The following is a 19,011-nucleotide window of genomic DNA, read 5'->3' as shown; positions in this document are numbered from 1 at the left end:
GTGCACAAATCGGACCTCTTCATGCTGCCAACAAGCGCATGGAGTGGCCGCCACCCTGAAGCTTGAACACGCTGACAACATCCACCATCTGACGCGCCTGTTGCTCCAGCGATTGGGCTGCCGCTGCGGCCTCCTCCACCAAGGCCGCATTTTGCTGCGTGACCTGATCCATCTGACCCATGGCTTGGTTGATCTGGTCGATACCGGCATTCTGGTCCTGGCTGGCGGCGGAAATCTCGCCCATGATGTCGGAAACCCGCCGCACGCTCACCACGATCTCGTCCATGGTACTACCGGCCTGCTCCACCAGTTTGCAGCCGTCGGCCACGTTGGTCACTGAGGCTTCAATCAGCGCCTTGATCTCCTTGGCCGCCGTGGCAGAGCGACCGGCCAGATTGCGCACTTCGCTGGCCACCACGGCAAAGCCACGACCCTCCTCGCCGGCTCGCGCCGCTTCCACTGCAGCATTGAGCGCCAGGATGTTGGTCTGGAACGCAATGGAGTCAATCACACCAATGATGTCGGCAATCTTGCGCGAAGAGACATTGATGGCCTCCATGGTATGCACCACCTGCGTCACCACTTCCCCCCCCTTTACGGCCACATGGGAAGCTGAAGTGGCCAACTGGTTGGCGTGCCTGCCGCTCTCAAAATTCTGTTTCACCGTGGAAGCCAACTCCTGCATGGAGGCCGTTGTTTCCTCCAGCGCACTGGCCTGCTCCTCGGTGCGCGAAGAAAGGTCCACATTGCCTGCAGCGATCTGGCCCGTGGCGGTAGCCATGGACTCGGCGCCCGCGCGCACACTGGCCACGATGCGCACCAGGCTGCTTTGCATCTCCTTGAGCTGCGCCATCATGCTGTTCTGGTCGCCCTCACGCAACGCAATGGACAGGCTTAGATCTCCGTGCGCAACGGCGTGCGCCAACCGAGTGACCTCGGCAGGTTCGGCGCCAAGCTGCACCGTGATGGAACGCGTTACCAGCCAGCCCAGCAAGGCCGACAGGGCGATGCAGATGCAATTGGCAATGATCAAGAGACTGCGAGCCTGGGCATAGTCCTCCGTAGCCTGCTGGTACTTCTGCTGGGTGATGTTCTTCTGGAACGCAATGTTCTCCTCCAGCAAGTCCTGCCACTTCTGGGTCGCCGGGCCGGCCTCCTGGACCAGCAGCTTGTTGGCCTCATCCACGTTGCCAGCCAGCCCCAGTTCGATCACCTTGTTGTTGAGAGGCCTGGCAAAGTCGCGGGCTGCGGTAATTTTTTCGCGTATCGCCTTGCCTGCCTCGCTGGCCGGCATCTTCTGCAGCTCTGTCCAGGCCTTGTCATAGGCCTCGCGGGCCTTGGTGATCTTGGTCATTTCGGCATCCTTGGCCGACTTGTCGCTAAGAATCACGACGCTGCGCATGACACGGGTGACGATGTGGATGGCGTCGCCCATGGAGTTGCTCAACTCGATGCGCACGTTGTTGTCGAGCACGATGTCGCTCAGATTCTCCTGAATGCTGGCAAGCTTGAACAGCGACAGCGCTGCCGCAACCAACGACACCACTAGGACGGCGCCAAATGCCAAGGCCAGGCGGGCAGATATCTTCAGATTGGAAACATTCATTTTGGACTCCCGAATTTTTCAAGAGCGCATGTTCGGATAGTCGGACAACTTCTGCGTTGATGCAAATCAATTCTGGGGGGATGCGTCACACGGTTCATGCGATTCAGTTCAAACAGCATCTGGTCGCATCGGCAATTTCCGACCAAATTGCGAAATACCGGCAATTGCGGCATTTCTGACAAATTCGTCACACAACTGTCACATGATGGAAACACACTCTGGCCTTTTGGCCCTGTCCAGTACCTCCGAGTGACCGACACCATCCTTCCACGTTTCTGGCAAAAGCTGTACGCACCCAAGGCAAGAGACCTGCGACGTCCGCTGCATGGCGTCATCGCACTGTCACTGATCCTTCTGGCCACCACCTGGTCCGTAACCTGGCAATGGCTGGGCAACGAGCAGGTTTTGATGCTCAAGAACTCCCAGGCGCGGCAGGAAAGCCTGGCCATCATCATTTCCGAGAACTTCAACCGGGCCATGGACCAGGCCCGGATTTTCTCGATGGCATCATCCGAGTGGTTTGACGGCAACCCGCAGGATGCCGCCAAGCGCCTCTCGGCCATGTGCTCGGCCAACCAGCTCTTTTTGCGCATTGCGCTCTACGACGATACGGCGCGGCAGGTGTACGCATCCTCGCCGGATACAGACACCAGTGCTTTGACGCAGGCCATCCATGATCGGCTGGCCAATCCCGCGGACATGTCGGGGCTGCAGCTGGTCCCTCCCGTGGACTCCATGACGCGGGCCTGGCAAGTACAAATGCTGCTTCCGGTGCTTGGAAAGGACAACAAGAGCCGCGGCATCCTGTTGGTGGTGCTGGATCTGGGCTACGTATTGGGGCTCTACCGCGACGTCGACATAGGCCGCACCGGCGCCATACAAGTCCTGCTGAACGACGGCAAGGAAGTGGCTAGGGCACGCATGGGCGGGCTGGAATACACCCAGGGAACCTGGCAGACCGCCCTCTTCCAGCCACTGCACAGCGAGCAGGGATCGGTGGTCGCAAACTACTTTGGCGACGAACACGAATACCTGACCAGCTACAAGCACCTGGCCAAATACCCCTTCATGGTGGTGGTCAGCCGCGACGTGGCCGAACTGCAGGTGGAATACGGCGCCAGCCGCGCTCGCGGTCTGGGCGTCTTGTGTCTGTTCACCGTCATCATTCTGCTGGCCACCTTCTGGATCGGGCGCTCGCTGCGGGCCCGCGAAAAACTGTTCGACGCGCTGCGCAAGGCAGACCTGGAAAACCGCAAGCTGATCCTGGAACTGGAAGACCAGAAGCACCAGGCCTACGAGCTGGCTTCGCACGACGCCCTGACCGGCCTGCCCAACCGCCGCCTGTTCCTGGAGATGAGCCACACGCACCTGACCCGTGCCAAACGCAGCCGCAAACATTTCGGCATGTTGTATGTGGACCTGGATCGCTTCAAGAGCATCAACGACACGCTGGGCCACCATGTGGGTGACCTGCTGCTGCAAACCGTGGCCAGTCGTCTGCAGTCCGCCTTGCGCGAATCCGACGTCATTGCCCGCATGGGTGGCGACGAGTTCACGGTGATGCTCAATGAGCTCGACAGCGTGGCGGACATCGTGAGCGTGGCAACCAAGATCATCGAGCTCATCAGCCGCCCCTGCACCAATCTGGATGGCAATGACATCCAGGTCAGTCCCAGCATTGGCATCGCCGTGTTCCCGCAGGACGGGCATAACGTGGAGACGCTGTGCCAGCACGCGGACGCAGCCATGTACCAGTCCAAGCGTGCCGGACGGGGGCGCTATACCTTCTACGACCCCGCACTCAACCCCGCCAGCGACCGCCAGTTCAGCCTGGAGCAGCGCTTGCCGACAGCCATTGCCGAAGATGAGCTGGTGCTGCACTTTCAGCCCAAGGTGCGGTTGAGCGACTTCAAGATCGTGGGCTTGGAGGCGCTGGTGCGCTGGCAGCACCCGGAGCATGGGCTGATCTACCCCGGCGAATTTGTACCGATGGCGGAGCTCTCGGGCATGGACGTGGCGCTGGGCGACTGGGTAGCGCAAAGCGCGTGCATGCAACTGGCCCAATGGAAGGAAATGGGCTTGGAGCCAGTGCCGGTTGCCATCAACGTCTCGGCACGCCAGCTGCGCGACCTGGAGTTTCCGCAGCGGGTTGCGTCCATGCTGGCATCGTTCGGCATTGCAACGCATCTGCTGGAAGTCGAGATCACCGAAAGCAGCCTGGTCGAGTCCATAGAAATCGCCACCAAAGTATTGACCGAGCTGCAACAGATTGGCGTGCGCATTGCCTTGGACGACTTCGGCAACGGCTATTCCAGCCTCTCCTACATCCGCACCCTGCCGATTCACGCCATCAAGATCGACCGTGCCTTCATCAAGGACATCCGCAACAACCCGCAGGATGCCACCATTGTGGAAACCATAGTGACCATGGCACACAAGCTGCAGATGCAGGTGGTGGCTGAAGGCGTCGAGCTACAGGACCAACTGCTGCACCTCAAGTCCATCAACTGCGACCAGGTCCAGGGGTACTACATGAGCCGCCCGGTGGATGCAGGAGCGGCGGGCCAACTCATTCGCCAATCCATACTGACACCGCCTAAATGACCCGCACCATCGCAATCCATTTGCTGGGCCTGCTCATGGCAGGTTGTGCCTGCCTGGCCCAGGGCCAGACTTGCGAAAGCCCGAAGATCATTCGTGTCTCGCTGATCCCCAAGAAGTCATCCGATGCCCTGGGCGCGGAGTACCAACCCCTGGTCAAGGTGCTGGAAGCTGCGGTGCGACAGCCGGTGGAGATCGTCATGGCCTCTTCCTACGGAGCGGTGGTGGAAGGTCTGCTGGCAGGCACCGTGGACCTGGCTGAACTGGGGCCGGCGTCCTACGCACAAGCCAAGGCGCGGGACAACCGCATCACGGCCTTTGCATCGATGATCCAGCGCGTGGGCCCCCATACCGAAGCGGGCGACAGCTACCGCTCACTGCTGGTGGTGCGGCGCGACAAGAAGTTCCATGGATTGCCTGATCTGCGTGGCAGTAACATCAGCCTGATTGACCCGGCCAGCACTTCGGGCGCATTGATACCGCGGCAGGCCATCGCCAAGCTGACCGGCATGGCGCTGGAGCACTACTTCGGTCGCATCACCTTCGCAGGCTCCCATGACCGCGCCATACAGGCCGTGCAGAAAGGCCTGGTTGATGCCGCCTTTGTTTCCAGCAGCCGCCTGGACGAGGCCGTGCGCAACGGCAGCTTGCGGGCAGACGAATTGCAGGTGCTCTGGAAGTCATCCCCCATACCCTACGACCCCTTTGTCTATCGCGGCCAACTCTGCCAGCCAGTGATAGACAAGATCAAACAGGCCTTTTTCCAGAATAGCGCCTCGTTGCAAGATATGTTTCGCGGCATGAATGGCGAAGGCTTTGCGCACGTCAGCGATGAGCAGTACCGGGGCATCCGGGAGGTGTACGCGAATCAGCCTTAGACTACAACCGCGAGACCCAACGCCCGGTTGATTCCCAAAGGCCTTTCATGAATACATCTGTCCAGAACGCTAAAGCAAGTCGACTGAAATCACTTCCCAAAGCCGAGGTGCATCTCCATTTGGAGGGCAGTTTTGGGGCCAGTTTGATCGCCCAGTGGGCCAGGCTGGAAGGCGTCAGCTTGCCCCGGCCGCAGGAGGACCTCTTCAAGTTTTCGGGCCTTGCCGATTTTCTGGGCTTTCTGGATTTGGCCTGCGGCCTGGCTTGCACCACCGATCGACTGGTGGAATTGAGCTATGGCCTGAGTCAACGGCTGGCCGACAACGGGACGGGCTATGCCGATGTGATCTTCAACCCCACGCACTGGCATGCCTGGCACGGCCGACTGGGCGCCATGCTGGAGGCGATCGATGCCGGCTTTACGCAGGCCGAGCAGGACGGTCTGCCCAGCGTGGGACTGTGCGTCAGCCTGCTGCGCACACAGTCAGCCGACGCCGCCATCGAACTGGTTGACATGCTGACCACCATGCGTCACCCGAGAGTGGTCGCCTTGTCGGTAGATGGCAATGAGGCCGCCGCAGGTCGCACCGGTCCACGCTTTGCCGATGCCTTCCGCAGGGCGACAAACGCCGGTTTGCGCCGCACAGTCCACGCCGGCGAGTCCAGTGGACCCGAAGGGGTCTGGGACGCGGTGGAGCTGCTGGGCGCAGACAGGATTGACCACGGCGTCAGAGCCATAGAAGACCCGGCACTGGTCCGCATGCTGGCCGACCGGCAGATCCCCCTGGGGATCTGCCCCACGTCGAATCTGGTTCTGCGCGTATATCCGTCCATGCAGGAGCATCCCATCGAAAGGCTGCGAGCTGCGGGTGTGCCTGTCTCAGTCAATACCGATGACCCCGCCTTGCTGGACGCCAGTCTGGTGGGGGAATATGCCTTGTGCCAACGGACTTTTGGCTGGAACGATGACGTCACCAGGTCGGTCGCGCACACCTCCATAGAAGCCAGCTTTGCCAACGAAGATACCAAGGCGAAGCTGCTCGGTGCATTGGCCACCTGGTAGCAATCACGGGCTACAGTTCCTCGGCGAAATCCACACGGTTTCGACCACGGCGCTTGGCGCTGTACAAGGCGTCATCGGCCGCAACGAGCAGGCGCTCCGCTGTCATTTCCGCGTGGCGTGCAAATGCGGCCACGCCTGCGCTGATGCTGACGCTAGGCGCAGTCGGCGAGCCGGCATGCGCAATGTTCAAGTTGGCTACGGCAATCCTGATCGAGTCGGCAACCTGGATGGCTCCATGCAAGTCCGTTCCGGGCAACACCACCGCGAACTCCTCACCGCCGTATCGGGCCACCATATCGGCGGGCCGATTGGTGCACTTCTGGAGTGCCGTCGCGACAACCTTCAGACATTCGTCGCCACGCGGGTGGCCGTACCGATCGTTGTACAGCTTGAAATGGTCCACGTCGATCAGGACCAAGGCCAGCACGTCCCTTTGCCGCTTTGCCAGAGTGATCTGAACATCCAGATATTCGTCCAGATAGCGGCGGTTGGACAAGCCGGTCAGCCCATCGTGGCGGGACAGCGTGGCAAGCGCCTGGTTTGCCGTTCCCAGCTCCATGGAAAGCTGTACCAGCCGGGCGTACTGCCTGCCATGCTCTATCAGCAGCACGATCAAAAGAAGACTCGCTGCCAGCAGGCCGTACATGCGTCCCACATACCAACCCAGGTCATAGCGACCGGTGTTCAACAGAGCCCCCAGCGCAATGTCACACAACCAGACGCACAGGACGACCAACAGCCATACATCGAGCACGGAGTGCGGCTTCTTGCGCCAAAGTGCCACCAGCGCAGTTGCACTCAACAGCCAGACGGCCAACAGAAACCCGTGCCCCAGGGGAGTTGTCTGGTTGCCATCCAGAAACGTCGGGATAAGCCCATTTCCTCGCAGCGCAAACAGCGTGAACCCCGTTACAAGGGCAAGTACCAGGAACACTGTGGCAACCACACGGACGGTTGCTGCGCGGGTCGTCTGGGTTTCGGGTGGTCCGCCCGTGCCATCGTCGCGCCTGGTATTGGCATAGGCAATGACAAACAGGGGAAAGCCACCGTGCCAGAACATGTACATGGCAGACGATGTTTGCGGCCCGGCGCCGGTCACCTGTGGCGACCAGAACAGATTGGGAAAGCTCAGCGCGTAGACCAGCGTAATCAAACAGGAGAACACATAACCGCCTGCCAGCACCAACAGGGCGGGTGCCCGCAGTACGCCGTACTGACTGAATAGCAGCGCCGCAGTAATCAGGTCACAGAGAACCAGCGCCGCCACATATGCCGGGAGGAAGGCGGAGAACTCTTCCAAGGGACTCTTGGCAAACGGTGCTGCACACAGAAGAACCAGGGCTGAAAACAGGATGGCGCACAGCGCAAGTCGGTACTCCCTCCGTCCGGCGGGCTCGGTCGAAAGCAACACCCAATGCTCGTTTGGCAGGTTTTGTAGCATCGTTTTCCCCAACGGCGGCTTGCGCTGCTCTGAAAACTATTTTTTTATGCCTCCAATCTACGAGTGTCCTGCATATTCCATCCGTTGTCTCACTTTTATTTGCGCGGCGCCCGCAACACGGCACCGGTACCGGCAAGTATGAGTCCGCATCCGATCCAGGCCCAGCCAGAGAGCATCTCCCCGAAAAATATCCAGGCGAATAGGGCACCAAATATCGGTTCACTGCCCATTAAGAAAACGACCTTGGTGGGTGAAGACCTGGCAGCGGCATAGTTCTGTGCAAAGAATGCAAACACCGTGCAAAACAGAACCAAAAATCCCATGAGGAACCAGAAATCCAGATTGCCGGGGATGGTGTCGGCAAGCCCTTGCCCATCCGTAGACAGCAATGCAAACAGGGCACCCAGAAACACAATCCAGGCCTGCATGGCGGTGAGCTGCAGGGCAGAGACCGGGTGCCATTGCGTCATCTTGCGTGTCAGGGTCATCATGAGCGCGCGCAGAAGGGCTGCGGCCAGCATCAGCCAGTCACCCTTGCTCCTTAGGGGCTCCATGAGCGCAGAGGGGCTCAGTAGCAGAACGCCTGCCAGGCAGGCTGCCACGGCCGCCAATACCACCTGGCTTGGTGGGCGTCCAAGAAGGGCCCATTCCACCAGAGGGGTCAGCGCAACGCATAGGCTGATGAGAAACGCCGCGTTGGTGGCCGAGGTGAGCGTAACCCCGACCGTCTCGCACACAAATATGCACAACAGCAACAAGCCCAACGTGGCACCAACCGTCAGGCTTTTGCGCACGTTCTGCCGTCCCAGCATGGACAGCAAGGACGGTGTCAGCACTATCGCCGTCAGGCTGAAACGCAGCACCAGGTAATGCAGCACCGTCACCTGCAGGGTCACCTGCTTGGCCACCGCGTAGCTGCCGCCCCACACCGCCGCGACTGCCAGCAACATGAGTTCGGGCAGATACCGGGTGTATGACGCAGCCGTAGTTGCGGCATTTGCCAACCCTGCAGGTGAGCCCTTCATGCAGACTCCCGCCGGGTGAAGGCGACAACCAGCACGTCCCGATAAGCGGGCATGCCGTCGATCTTGGGGGAAATGGCGGTGACGGCATGCATCGTGCTCTCGTCATTGGCGATGAAGGTATGCATGGGCTCCGTCAGCGTCGCGCTGTCCAGCAGGCGTCTGCGGACATCCGTGATCATGCTCTCGCCACCCACCACGTTCTGCCGACGCACCATCATTGAGACGATGTAGTGCACCCCGTCACGGTGCAAGCCCTCAGGCGTAGGTTGTCCAAGCTCTCCACTGCGCGCCAGGATCCGGTAGGGGTGCAAACGGATGTTCCAGGGGGTCGGATGTCCTTGCGCGGCATCGACAATGCGCACCAGGGTCCACAGGATTCCCCGCAGGACGGGGTGCGCCACAAAGCCTTGCTCCAATGGATCAAAGTAGCGCGGTATGCCGCCGTTGAGCGCATTCACATAGCTCGGCTGCTCATAGGGCCCGTGCGGAAGTTGCAGCAACGAGCCATCCGGCTGGGTATTGAACTGCCCGTAACGCCGCAGACGATAGCGCCCACCGTCGCCCATGTGCCGGTCCAATGTCAGCCGGTTCCAATAGTCCGCAAAGTCATGCCAGCTGGAGTCGTACACACCTGCAGCCTCGGCAACGTCGGAGCCGGCCAGTACAGCATAGTCCTTGGAGGCCAGGAGCCGCGAGGCGCGCGCCCATAGCGGCGGGCTTGTTACTTGGCGCGTCGGGGAGAGTACGGCGTTCATGCTGCCACCTCCATGGCCTCGGGGATTTGCAGGCTGTTGCTGCCGCGAATCTTGGCAACCGACTTCTCCCACGCATCGCGGTCCGTCAGGTAGAGCGGCACGTCAGCCACGATGGAGCACACGTCGGCAGCACCGCCGCGCAGTTGAAAGCCGACAGTCCCGCTGACCTGCTGGGCTGTGCAGTCGATGAACTGCTCCGCCGATTCGCGCAGCTTGCCATACCACCGGCCTTCAATGGCCTCACGTACCCAGAGCTGCTCCTGGCTGGCTTTCTCACGCAGCACCTCATATTCAAGGCAGGCCGTCTCCAGATGCCTGTAGGCATCCATCAGAATGGTTGCAGCCGGGGCCTCCCGCACTTCAAGCACCTTCTCACCCTGGTCCAGGTGTTCAAGCCCACTGTACCGGCCAATGCCGAACGAACCCACGTGGTAGTTGAGCTGCTCAACAAGCTCCATGGTCGGCATGCGTTTGCCGTTGACCGCCACCGGCCTGCCGCCTTCAAAACGAATCTGCACGCTGGCTCCAAACTTGCTCTGCGTCGCGGCGGTCCACTGGTACAGAGAGTCCGGCACCCAGAAGGCCTCCGGGTTGTCCAGTGAGCCCGATTCGTACTCGCGCACCCACAGATTGGCGTCACCACTAATACCGCGTGCCTGAAAGCGCGTGAGCCCTGCTGCCGCCAATCCGGCGATCTTCTCTTCACGGCTGAGGGCAGAAAATTCATAGGGCGTCCCGTACCAACCACCAAATCCCAATTGCGAGATGGCACCGTTGAGGCGGCGCAGGCTGTTCTGCGATTGATTGGCGGTATGGATGACGGCGTCGCAGCCAAGCCTCTTTGCCGTCCGCACTGCGGAGGCCGCAATCAGCGGACGGGTGAGCGAAGAACTGATCGGGTAGATGCCCAGGTATTTGGCTTGCGCGCGGATGGCAGGAATGACACCCACGTTGACGAACTCTTCCCTCGCATCCACGACTTCCAGGTCGGCGCCGAAGTGGTCGGCGATGGACTTCAGGTCGCTCTGGTCCACGCCATCCCCGACATCCACCGCCATTGCAGTAACCTTGCAGTTGCGTCGGGCCAATTCCTTCAAGGCATAACTGCTGTCCAGGCCACCGCTGAAAAGCGTCAGGATATGGCGTGAATGACTGGCCACAACGTCCATATCTGCAAAGCTGCGAATCCGTTTAGAGATCATGTTTCCTCCGGTTTGAAAGTGAGATCGGGACGGACTGATCTTCTGGTCGGAAGAGTGTTTGCAAAATCCCACATGGCGGAACAGCTGATATGCCCCCTCGGAACCAATTTCCGATTGACTGCTTGACGATTTACCGGTATCGCCCTGGCCGGTACAAGGTCTCATGCCGCAGCGATCCTCTTCCTTCACAGGTATATTGACAACAGGTGTCGCTGGAAAGGGAGTGTTTCCCAATGGGAAAGAATGAATTCTTGGATGTGTTGACCGAAATGGTCACCTTCGTTCGCGTGGCGGAGTCGGGCAGCTTTTCGGCCGCCGCGCGCTTTCTTCACATCACGCCGTCAGCGGTGAGCAAACAGGTCACCCGACTGGAAAGAGTGTTGGGGGCCCAACTGATTCGGCGCACCACCCGCCAGTTGCAACTCACCGACGTGGGCATGGAGGCCTTCCACAAATGCAGCGAACTGGTGGAGGCCGCGCAAGGCGCCATGCAGGTAACGGCCAAGTTCATGGAGCGACCGCAAGGCATGGTGCGCCTCACTGCGCCCAAGGCTTTTGCAAAGCACATCCTGCATCCTGCGATCCTGGATTTCCTGGACAAGTATCCCGAAGTGGACGTGCAGCTCATCGTCACCGACAAGCTGGTCGACCCTATTCAGGAAGGTGTCGATCTGGTGGTCCAGCTGACCAAGGTGCCGCCGTTGAATCTGGCTTCGCGGCCGCTGATGGAGGTTGAGCACATCCTGTGCGCTTCGCCCAAGTTTCTCAAGAACAACCACCCCATCAAGAACCCCAAAGACCTCGTGGGAATCAACTGCCTCTACCTGGGAGAGCGCGACCGGGACAACTGGTGGCGATTCAAGAAGGGCAACGAAGTTGAGGACGTCGTCGTCAAGGGGCGCTATGTCGCCAACCACAGCGAAATGCGCCTGGAAGCTGTCCTGCGGGGCGTGGGTGTTGGATGCGTTCCCGACTTCGTGGCCCGAAGTGCGCTGCGATCAGGGGCCGTGCAGCGCATCCTTCCAGAATGGGAGCTGGAGGCAAACTACCACGGCACCGCGCACATCCTGTATCCGCCCAATCGCTTCCTGGCGCCCAAATGCCGCGTGCTGATTGACTTCCTGGTGGAGCACGTTGCCGCACGCATGAAAGCGGCCTGAGGACCTGCGCGCCGACGCCCCGCTGGCACCGAACTGGACACGGATAGCCGCATTCCGCGGCTGGAACAAGACTGTTGCCGCCCAGGCACAAAACGATTGTTGATCCTCCTTCACAATTTGAATCAATGCGAATGGGGACGTCTTAGGAAATCAATACTGCTATTGCACCTTAGATGGAGGTTATCAATGCATATTGAGAAGTTCGGCGGATCGACTCGGCAGATCACTCACGAGGTGGTCAAATGACCACGACCATACTGACGGGCACGTTTCTTCTGGGCTTGGTTCTTGCGATCTATTCGGTCCTGAGAAGACAGGCCAACGACAGTGAAGACCATCTGTCGGGCATTGCCAACAACGTGCCTGCCCTGATTGCCTACGTCAACGCGCAGCAGCATTACGAATACGTCAACGACCTGTACAAGAAATACTTTGCCCCCTGCATGAAAGACATACGGGGGCACAGCGTGCAACAGGTCTTGGGGCAGGACCGCTATGCCACGGTTTCACAACAGATTGAAAGTGCGCTGAAAGGTCAGTTGCAGCATTACGACTGGATGCCGTTTCCAGACACCTGGCTTGCCATTCAGTACGTTCCCCGGTTGGGCAATCGTGACGAGGTGATCGGGTATTACGTAGTGGGTAGCGATATATCCGAGCGCAAACGCACCGAAGATCAGATTCAGGAGCTCAACGCGGAGCTGGAGCGACGCATTCGGTTGCAGGAAAGTGTGAGCCGCGCGCTCACGACGCTCAGTGCAGGGAACCGCGCACTGCTCAGGGCCACGGACGAACAATCCCTGTTGGACAGCATGTGCCAGGCCATCGTCAAGGTAGGTGGCTATGCCATGGCCATCGTGTGCTACACCAATGACGACAAGGACAAGACCCTGCGCACCATGGCGGAGTGTGGTCACTCGGCGGGCATGGAGGCGCTGCGCGCCATCAAGAACAGTTGGGCAGACAACGAGTATGGGCGCGGTCCCATGGCACGGGCCATTCGCACGGAAAAGGTATGTGTCATTCAGAACCTGCATGCGGATCCCAACTATTCCGCTTGGCGCTCCGATATGGCCGACTACGCCGCTGGCATTGCCTTCCCGTTGAAGGTGCAGGGAGAAACTATAGGAGGCATCGGAATATATGCGTCCCAACCGGATGCGTTCGGACCAGATGAGGAAAAGCTGCTGACGGAACTTGCAGAGGATCTTGCCTATGGCCTCACCTCGCTGCGTGAAAGAATAGAAAAGGAGAAGATAGAAAATGCGATGCACCTTCTCACGAGCTACGACGCGCTCACCGGCCTGCCCAACAGCAGTTACTTCACCGAGCTGTTGAATGGCGCCATTCATTCGTGTCATGCCAAGGGGCAGTCGTTCGCGTTGATTCAGACAAATATCGAACGGCTGTCCGAAATCAACGACGCGCTGGGCTTTCACCAGGGTGACTGTCTGCTGCGGGAATTCGCGGAGAGACTGCGCTCGGCCGCTGCAAATTCCGCAATGGTCGCCCGCTTGCGCGGCGATGAGTTTGCGGTATTGATACCTGAGTGTGACGAAAGCGCTGCCATTCTGATGGGGCAGCAACTGCAGCAGGCTTTCTCGGGTCGTTTTCTCATTGCCGACATTCCCCTGGAGTTGTCAGCCAGGATCGGCATCGCCCTGTATCCCCAGCACGGAACCAACCCGCACGACCTGTATCGCAACGTTGACATAGCGGTCCACCAAGCCAAGAAGCGTGGGATCGGCTTGTGCGTCTGCAGTCCGCCCAAGGCGCGCGACCAGTCCAGACGCCTGACGCTGGCCGGAGAACTGAGGCGCGCCATTGATGAGGGAGACTTGCGCATCTACCTGCAACCCAAGATCCATATGGCCTCAGGTCTGGTCCGAGGGGCAGAGGCCCTGGTCCGCTGGAAGCATGCCAAGTATGGAATCATTCCGCCGGGGGAGTTCATCGATCTGGCCGAGCACACCGGGCTCATCAAACCCCTCACGGATTGGGTCATAGAAGCCGTGTTGGGCATCGCGCAGGACTGGAATGAAAGAGGTTGCGCACTACCCATTGCGGTGAACATTTCCGCCCGCAACCTGCATGACGAGGATTTTGAAAATCGACTGCACAAGCTGCTGTCAGTCAAGGATGTACCGGTCGGCCTGCTGGAGATGGAGGTAACCGAATCCGTCATCATGGAGGACGCCGAGTTTTCATTGCGTGTATTGCACGGGCTGCGCAACCAAGGCATACCGCTCTATATCGACGACTTTGGCACAGGCTACTCCTCCCTGAGCTACCTGCAAAAGATGCCAGTCGACTATTTGAAGATTGACCAATCGTTCGTACGGAATATCACTACCAGCAAGGAGTCTTCGCTGATCGTGCGTTCGACGATCGAGCTTGCACACGACATTGGCCTGAAGGTCGTCGCCGAAGGCGTTGAAACCCAGGAGCACTGGGACCTTCTGGCCCAATTCAAATGCGACTATTCACAGGGCTACTTCGTCGCTCGGCCCATGCCGGTGGAAGAGTTCCAGGATTGGGTCCGGCTCTGGGACGCACGCCGCAACTGATTGCTGCCGGTCAGGTGCTCGCTTGCGACATTGCAGCACGCACCCACTGCGCCGCATCCGTGCAATCACCTATCGTTTGAGCAACCCATTGTTCGTCGTAGTAGGTGGGCAAGTAGCGTTCACCGGCGTCGCACAGCAATGAGAGTATTGACCCGGACTCACCACGCTCGCGCATTTCCAGCGCCAGGGTCAGCATGCCCATGAAGTTCGTACCGGTGGAAGGGCCCACCTTGCGTCCCAGCAACACCGACAGCGAGCGCATGGCGGCAATGGAATAGCTGTCTTCTACCACCAGCATGCGATCCACCAGGGTTCGGATGAAGCTTGGCTCCACACGGGGGCGTCCGATACCTTCGATGCGCGAGCCCGGTCCGCAGATGGCGGCATCGCCACTTGCAAAATAGTCGGAGAAAACCGAACCGGCCGGATCGGGCACCAACAGCCGTGTGGCGTGGCGACTATAGCGGATGTAGCGTCCGATGGTGGCACTGGTTCCGCCCGTGCCCGCCGCCGCCACGATCCAGCGCGGCACCGGGTGGCGCTCCTGCTGCATCTGCTGGAACATGCTTTGCGCAATGTTGTTGTTGCCACGCCAGTCCGTTGCGCGCTCGGCGTAGGTGAACTGGTCCATGTAATGGCCCTGGCATTGGTCGGCCAGTTGCTTGGCCTGTGCATAGACCTGGGACGCCGTATCCACAAAATGGCAGCGCCCACCATAAAACTCGATCTGGGCGACTTTCTCTGGAGAGGTGCTTTTTGCCATGACGGCAATGAACGGCAGCCCCAACAGGCGTGCAAAGTAGGCTTCGCTGACGGCGGTGGAGCCGCTGGAGGCTTCGACAATGGTCGAGCCTTCACGGATCCAGCCATTACACAGGGCGTACAAGAACAGCGAGCGTGCCAGTCGGTGCTTCAGACTGCCGGTCGGATGGGTTGATTCGTCTTTCAGATACAGGTCGATCCCGCGATCCGAAAACATGGGCAGATTCAACGGAATCAGATGCGTATCGGCGCTACGCTGGTAGTCGGCCTCAATGCGGGAGATTGCCTTGTCTGTCCAACTATTGGCACCCTGGTTAACATGCATACTGAAGTTCCTCGGGCACGGTTGAGAAGAGGGAAAGTGACTGGCGCGCATTGTAGCGAGACTGGTCCCCCAGACCGCCTGCAAAGAGGCCGAAAATCTCAACAATTGACCTCACCCCAGCCACTGTAAAGCGCCCCATGAATCCCGATGACCTGCAACTGCTTGTGACCCGCGAAATGCCCTACGGCAAGTACAAGGGCCGCCGCATTGCCGATCTGCCAGGCAACTACCTCACCTGGTTCGCGCGCGAAGGATTTCCCAAAGGGGAACTAGGCCGCCTGTTGGCATTGATGCACGAAATCGACCACAACGGCCTGTCTGACCTGCTGACGCCACTGCGCCATCAAGGGTCCTACGCAGAAACTGCAAAGCGCTGATACCTCCTGAAAGACAGTCCCTGGAGAGGCATATTTACAAAAGTAAATGAGAGTGATTCGCATTCTGTGTTAGGATTTATCCATCCTCACCACCCACTGATGTCTTCACCATGAAACCACGTATTGCTCATTCCGCGCTCCTTGGCCTGGCACTGCTCACTTCGCTCGCACAGGCGGCAGAAACCCCGATCGGCAAGCACCAGATCGTGAGCGGCCTTGAAATCGGCGCCGTCTATCTGCAGCCGGTGAAGATGGAGCCGGACGGCATGATGAAGAAGGTTGAAGAATCTGACATCCATCTGGAAGCGGATATCCACGCAGTCAAGAACAACCCCAACGGCTTCGCCCAGGGCGACTGGATGCCGTATTTGATGGTCAAGTTCGAACTCAGCAAGACGGGAAGCAACTTCAAGCTCTCCGGCGACCTGATGCCTATGGTGGCCAGCGACGGACCGCACTATGGGGACAACGTCAAGCTCGATGGTCCTGGCAAGTACAAGCTCAAGCTCACCATCATGCCGCCATCGGACAACCCGCATGCGCACTTTGGCCGCCACGTCGACAAGGAAACCGGTGTGGGTCCGTGGTTCAAGGCGTTCGATCTGAACTACGACTTCACCTACGCCGGAACCGGCAAAAAAGGCGGCTACTGAGCCTTGGGAGATCTACCGTGGCCCAGGGATTCCGACACTTCGCAGCAGGCCTTCTGGCTTGCCTGACGCTGGCAGCGGCCCCCGCCGCTATGGCTACCGAGGACCTGCCGAGCTTTCGGCTGGAATGCAACAACGGTGTGTTCAAGCCGCAAAAACTGGTGGTTCCTGCGGGCAAGAAATTCAGGATCGACATCTACAACACGGGCACGGAAGCCATCGAGTTTGAAAGCGTGCAACTGCGCAAGGAGAAGGCCCTGAACCCCGGCGGCAACTCTTTTGTCGTGGTCTACCCGTTGGACCCGGGCGAATACAAATTCTTCGACGACTTCCACATCCAGCAGGGCCAAGGCAGCCTGGTTGCCAAATAGCCGGAGTTACAAAACGCGATGCACAACCTGGCCCAGATCTTCTTTGTGATGTGGCGCGAAAGCGTCGAAGCCATGCTGGTGGTGGGAATCCTGCACGCATGGCTTTCCCGCAACCCGGAGGGACGAAGAGGCGTGCGGTTCCTGTGGCTGGGCGTTCTGGCGGGGCTGTGTGGTGCCTTGTTGCTGGGCCTTGGCATCGAAGCCCTCAATGCAGTTCTTTCCGATGAGGGGCAGGAATACTTTCAATCAGCGCTGCAATTGGCTGCGGCCGGCCTGATCGTGCAAATGGTCTTCTGGATGCGCCGCCACGCGCGCAGCCTCAGGCGCGATATGGAGCAGTCACTGGAGCTCAACGCCCGCCAGAAAAACTGGTGGGGCGTGGGCGCACTGGCTGCCATCGCCGTTGCGCGAGAGGGAAGTGAGACCGTGGTTTTCCTTAGCAGTCTGGCCAACGGCAGCAGTCTGGCTTCACCCGCCTTCTGGATCGCCCTGAGCTTGGGCGTGCTGGTTGCGGCGGTCACGTTCTACGCACTGCAGCTGGGTGGGAAGCTGATTTCCTGGCGCGCCTTCTTCCGGGTAACCGAGGCCATGCTGCTGTTACTGGCCTGTGCCCTGCTCATCAGCGGCGTGGAACGGCTGATTGGCATACAGACCCTGCCGGCCTTGATCAACCAGCTGTGGGATAGCTCCGCACTGCTGGACGATGGCAGCGTCGTGGGTAGCGTCGTGTCCGCCTTCACCGGTTACCGTGCGCGTCCGTCTCTGATGATCGTTCTGGTGTTCTGCGCCTATTGGCTGGGGGTCCAATGGAATTCGCGACGACTGCGCTAATGCGTGTCCCACGCAGGCCCCTGGTGGCCGGCCTGGGCGAGTGGCTCAAACGCCATGGCAAGCTGATTCGAGCCACTCAGTGGATTGTGGTGGTGTGCTACGCCATATTGATTCTGGTTCCGGCACTGCTGCCGCTTCCAGACGAAACCGCACACGTCTTTACCCACCTCACCGTCTTTGCGCAATTCGTCTTCTGGGGCATCTGGTGGCCTTTTGTGCTGGTGAGCATGGTTCTGGTGGGGCGCACCTGGTGTGGTGTTCTCTGCCCCGAGGGCGCGCTGACTGAATGGGCCAGCAGCAAAGGCCTGAACCGTGCCATCCCGCGCTGGATGCGTTGGGGCGGCTGGCCTTTCGTGGCCTTCGTCGGCACCACCGTCTACGGACAAATGGTCAGTGTCTACCAATACCCCAAGGCTGTCTTGCTCGTACTGGGCGGCTCCACGCTGGCAGCCATTGCAGTGGGCTATGTCTATGGCCGCGAAAAACGCGTCTGGTGCAAATACCTGTGCCCGGTGAATGGCGTGTTCGGGCTGCTGAGCAAGCTCGCGCCGCTGCACTACCGGGTCGATGCCGACGCTTGGCGACAGTCCTATGGCCCCACCATCCGCATTCAGCCCATCAACTGTGCCCCCTTGGTTGCCATACGCAAGCTCGAAGGCGCCAGCGACTGCCACATGTGCGGTCGCTGCAGCGGCCACCGTGACGCCATCGCCCTCACACTTCGCTCGCCCAACCATGAAGTGGTGAACCTCGGCAGTCATCTGGCGAACGGTTGGCAGACGCTGCTGATCCTCGTAGGGTTGCTGGGCATCGCCCTGGGCGCGTTCCAATGGACCATCAATCCGCATCTGGGCGAAGCCAAGCAGTGGTTGGCCGACTGGCTGATAGAGCGCGACATCATGTGGCCGTTTGCCGAAAACGCGCCCTGGTGGCTGCTGACGCACTACCCCGAACAACGCGACGTCTTTTCCTGGCTGGACGGAGGCCTGTTGCTGAGCTACCTGATGGGCATGGGTGTGGTCATGGGCGTCGGCCTGGCCCTGCCGCTGGCGTGGACCACGCGACTGCTCGGTCCCTGGCAAAAGCAACGCTTCTACCACCTCAGCCAGGCACTCATTCCGGTTGCCGGTGTGGGCGTGTTCCTGGGACTCTCGGCTTTGACCGTCAGCCTGTTGAAGGCCGAGGGCATTTCACTGCACTGGGTCAATGACGCACGGCTGCTGCTGCTGACGGTTGCCAACCTGTGGTCACTGTCCCTGTTTGCCGGCATCGTGCGACGCTATGCCGCCACCCGCACTGTGACGGCACTTGGCGTACTTGCCGCGACCCCGGCCCTTGCGCTGATTGACTACGCCTGGGCGCTCACCTTCTGGATCTGGTGAGCGGCATCCCTGCCACG

Annotated in this window: 16 protein-coding genes; 10 read left to right on the top strand and 6 right to left on the bottom strand. The window is 59.7% G+C overall.

The window, feature by feature from the left end; all coding sequences use genetic code 11:
* Window positions 1-19: 19 nt before the first annotated feature.
* The gene (locus AAGF34_RS14290; protein WP_342616394.1) at window positions 20-1,606 is read right to left on the bottom strand and encodes a methyl-accepting chemotaxis protein; all 1,587 of its coding nucleotides are present in this window, start codon (window positions 1,604-1,606) and stop codon (window positions 20-22) included.
* Between the two features lie 249 nt (window positions 1,607-1,855).
* On the opposite strand from AAGF34_RS14290, the gene AAGF34_RS14285 reads away from it, so the two are divergent.
* The 3 genes from AAGF34_RS14285 to add are packed head-to-tail and all read left to right on the top strand — an operon-like array spanning window position 1,856 to window position 6,146.
* Entirely contained in the window at window positions 1,856-4,210 is a 2,355-nt protein-coding gene (locus AAGF34_RS14285; RefSeq protein WP_342616393.1) for an EAL domain-containing protein, read from the top strand.
* Entirely contained in the window at window positions 4,207-5,085 is an 879-nt protein-coding gene (locus tag AAGF34_RS14280; protein ID WP_342616392.1) for a phosphate/phosphite/phosphonate ABC transporter substrate-binding protein, read from the top strand. Before AAGF34_RS14285 ends, AAGF34_RS14280 begins: the two co-directional genes overlap by 4 nt.
* Before the next feature lie 47 nt (window positions 5,086-5,132).
* On the top strand, window positions 5,133-6,146 hold the full coding sequence (gene add / locus AAGF34_RS14275; protein ID WP_342616391.1) for an adenosine deaminase: 1,014 nt from the start codon (window positions 5,133-5,135) through the stop codon (window positions 6,144-6,146).
* Between the two features lie 10 nt (window positions 6,147-6,156).
* Here add and AAGF34_RS14270 read toward each other — a convergent pair whose 3' ends face one another.
* The 4 genes from AAGF34_RS14270 to AAGF34_RS14255 form a co-directional block, all read right to left on the bottom strand.
* Window positions 6,157-7,587 (bottom strand): GGDEF domain-containing protein, encoded by a 1,431-nt coding sequence (locus tag AAGF34_RS14270; protein ID WP_342616390.1) that lies wholly within the window; start codon window positions 7,585-7,587, stop codon window positions 6,157-6,159.
* Window positions 7,588-7,682: 95 nt separating this feature from the next.
* Window positions 7,683-8,612, bottom strand: coding sequence for a DMT family transporter (locus AAGF34_RS14265; protein WP_342616389.1), 930 nt, complete (start codon window positions 8,610-8,612; stop codon window positions 7,683-7,685).
* Entirely contained in the window at window positions 8,609-9,367 is a 759-nt protein-coding gene (locus tag AAGF34_RS14260; protein ID WP_342616388.1) for a 2OG-Fe dioxygenase family protein, read from the bottom strand. The genes AAGF34_RS14265 and AAGF34_RS14260 overlap by 4 nt, the downstream gene beginning before the upstream one ends.
* Window positions 9,364-10,569, bottom strand: coding sequence for an argininosuccinate synthase-related protein (locus AAGF34_RS14255; RefSeq protein WP_342616387.1), 1,206 nt, complete (start codon window positions 10,567-10,569; stop codon window positions 9,364-9,366). Before AAGF34_RS14255 ends, AAGF34_RS14260 begins: the two co-directional genes overlap by 4 nt.
* A 233-nt stretch (window positions 10,570-10,802) precedes the next feature.
* Here AAGF34_RS14255 and AAGF34_RS14250 point away from each other — a divergent pair, with 233 nt between their 5' ends.
* On the top strand, window positions 10,803-11,729 hold the full coding sequence (locus tag AAGF34_RS14250) for a LysR family transcriptional regulator (protein WP_342616386.1): 927 nt from the start codon (window positions 10,803-10,805) through the stop codon (window positions 11,727-11,729).
* Between the two features lie 242 nt (window positions 11,730-11,971).
* Window positions 11,972-14,296, top strand: a complete 2,325-nt coding sequence (locus AAGF34_RS14245; protein WP_342616385.1) for an EAL domain-containing protein — start codon at window positions 11,972-11,974, stop codon at window positions 14,294-14,296.
* Window positions 14,297-14,306: 10 nt separating this feature from the next.
* Here AAGF34_RS14245 and AAGF34_RS14240 read toward each other — a convergent pair whose 3' ends face one another.
* Entirely contained in the window at window positions 14,307-15,383 is a 1,077-nt protein-coding gene (locus AAGF34_RS14240; RefSeq protein ID WP_342616384.1) for a PLP-dependent cysteine synthase family protein, read from the bottom strand.
* A gap of 137 nt (window positions 15,384-15,520) precedes the next feature.
* Between AAGF34_RS14240 and AAGF34_RS14235 the strand changes: the two genes are divergently transcribed.
* The 5 genes from AAGF34_RS14235 to AAGF34_RS14215 all read left to right on the top strand — a co-directional run bounded on the left by AAGF34_RS14235 (window position 15,521) and on the right by AAGF34_RS14215 (window position 18,994).
* Window positions 15,521-15,760 carry a DUF3820 family protein gene (locus AAGF34_RS14235; protein ID WP_342616383.1) on the top strand — a complete coding sequence of 80 codons (240 nt, stop codon included), beginning with the start codon at window positions 15,521-15,523 and terminating at the stop codon, window positions 15,758-15,760.
* Window positions 15,761-15,870: 110 nt separating this feature from the next.
* The gene (locus AAGF34_RS14230) at window positions 15,871-16,413 is read left to right on the top strand and encodes an iron transporter (RefSeq protein WP_342616382.1); all 543 of its coding nucleotides are present in this window, start codon (window positions 15,871-15,873) and stop codon (window positions 16,411-16,413) included.
* Window positions 16,414-16,502: 89 nt separating this feature from the next.
* A complete protein-coding gene (locus tag AAGF34_RS14225; protein WP_342621099.1) occupies window positions 16,503-16,781 on the top strand; it encodes a cupredoxin domain-containing protein in 279 nt (92 codons plus the stop codon).
* A gap of 27 nt (window positions 16,782-16,808) precedes the next feature.
* The gene (locus AAGF34_RS14220; protein WP_342621098.1) at window positions 16,809-17,612 is read left to right on the top strand and encodes an FTR1 family protein; all 804 of its coding nucleotides are present in this window, start codon (window positions 16,809-16,811) and stop codon (window positions 17,610-17,612) included.
* Entirely contained in the window at window positions 17,612-18,994 is a 1,383-nt protein-coding gene (locus AAGF34_RS14215) for a 4Fe-4S binding protein (protein ID WP_342616381.1), read from the top strand. Before AAGF34_RS14220 ends, AAGF34_RS14215 begins: the two co-directional genes overlap by 1 nt.
* Window positions 18,995-19,011 lie beyond the last annotated feature (17 nt).

Source organism: Rhodoferax sp. GW822-FHT02A01, from assembly GCF_038784515.1.
Lineage (GTDB): Bacteria > Pseudomonadota > Gammaproteobacteria > Burkholderiales > Burkholderiaceae_C > Allorhodoferax.
Note: the sequence above shows the minus strand (reverse complement) of the source record. Positions and strands in the feature narration are given on the sequence as shown.

Coding starts and splice junctions, on each gene's coding strand:
- add (WP_342616391.1), top strand. CDS start 5,133: ATGAATACATCTGTCCAGAACGCTAAAGCAAGTCGACTGAAATCACTT.
- AAGF34_RS14255 (WP_342616387.1), bottom strand. CDS start 10,569: ATGATCTCTAAACGGATTCGCAGCTTTGCAGATATGGACGTTGTGGCC.
- AAGF34_RS14260 (WP_342616388.1), bottom strand. CDS start 9,367: ATGAACGCCGTACTCTCCCCGACGCGCCAAGTAACAAGCCCGCCGCTA.
- AAGF34_RS14225 (WP_342621099.1), top strand. CDS start 16,503: ATGGCTACCGAGGACCTGCCGAGCTTTCGGCTGGAATGCAACAACGGT.
- AAGF34_RS14245 (WP_342616385.1), top strand. CDS start 11,972: ATGACCACGACCATACTGACGGGCACGTTTCTTCTGGGCTTGGTTCTT.
- AAGF34_RS14290 (WP_342616394.1), bottom strand. CDS start 1,606: ATGAATGTTTCCAATCTGAAGATATCTGCCCGCCTGGCCTTGGCATTT.
- AAGF34_RS14235 (WP_342616383.1), top strand. CDS start 15,521: ATGAATCCCGATGACCTGCAACTGCTTGTGACCCGCGAAATGCCCTAC.
- AAGF34_RS14230 (WP_342616382.1), top strand. CDS start 15,871: ATGAAACCACGTATTGCTCATTCCGCGCTCCTTGGCCTGGCACTGCTC.
- AAGF34_RS14280 (WP_342616392.1), top strand. CDS start 4,207: ATGACCCGCACCATCGCAATCCATTTGCTGGGCCTGCTCATGGCAGGT.
- AAGF34_RS14250 (WP_342616386.1), top strand. CDS start 10,803: ATGGGAAAGAATGAATTCTTGGATGTGTTGACCGAAATGGTCACCTTC.
- AAGF34_RS14270 (WP_342616390.1), bottom strand. CDS start 7,587: ATGCTACAAAACCTGCCAAACGAGCATTGGGTGTTGCTTTCGACCGAG.
- AAGF34_RS14215 (WP_342616381.1), top strand. CDS start 17,612: ATGCGTGTCCCACGCAGGCCCCTGGTGGCCGGCCTGGGCGAGTGGCTC.
- AAGF34_RS14240 (WP_342616384.1), bottom strand. CDS start 15,383: ATGCATGTTAACCAGGGTGCCAATAGTTGGACAGACAAGGCAATCTCC.
- AAGF34_RS14265 (WP_342616389.1), bottom strand. CDS start 8,612: ATGAAGGGCTCACCTGCAGGGTTGGCAAATGCCGCAACTACGGCTGCG.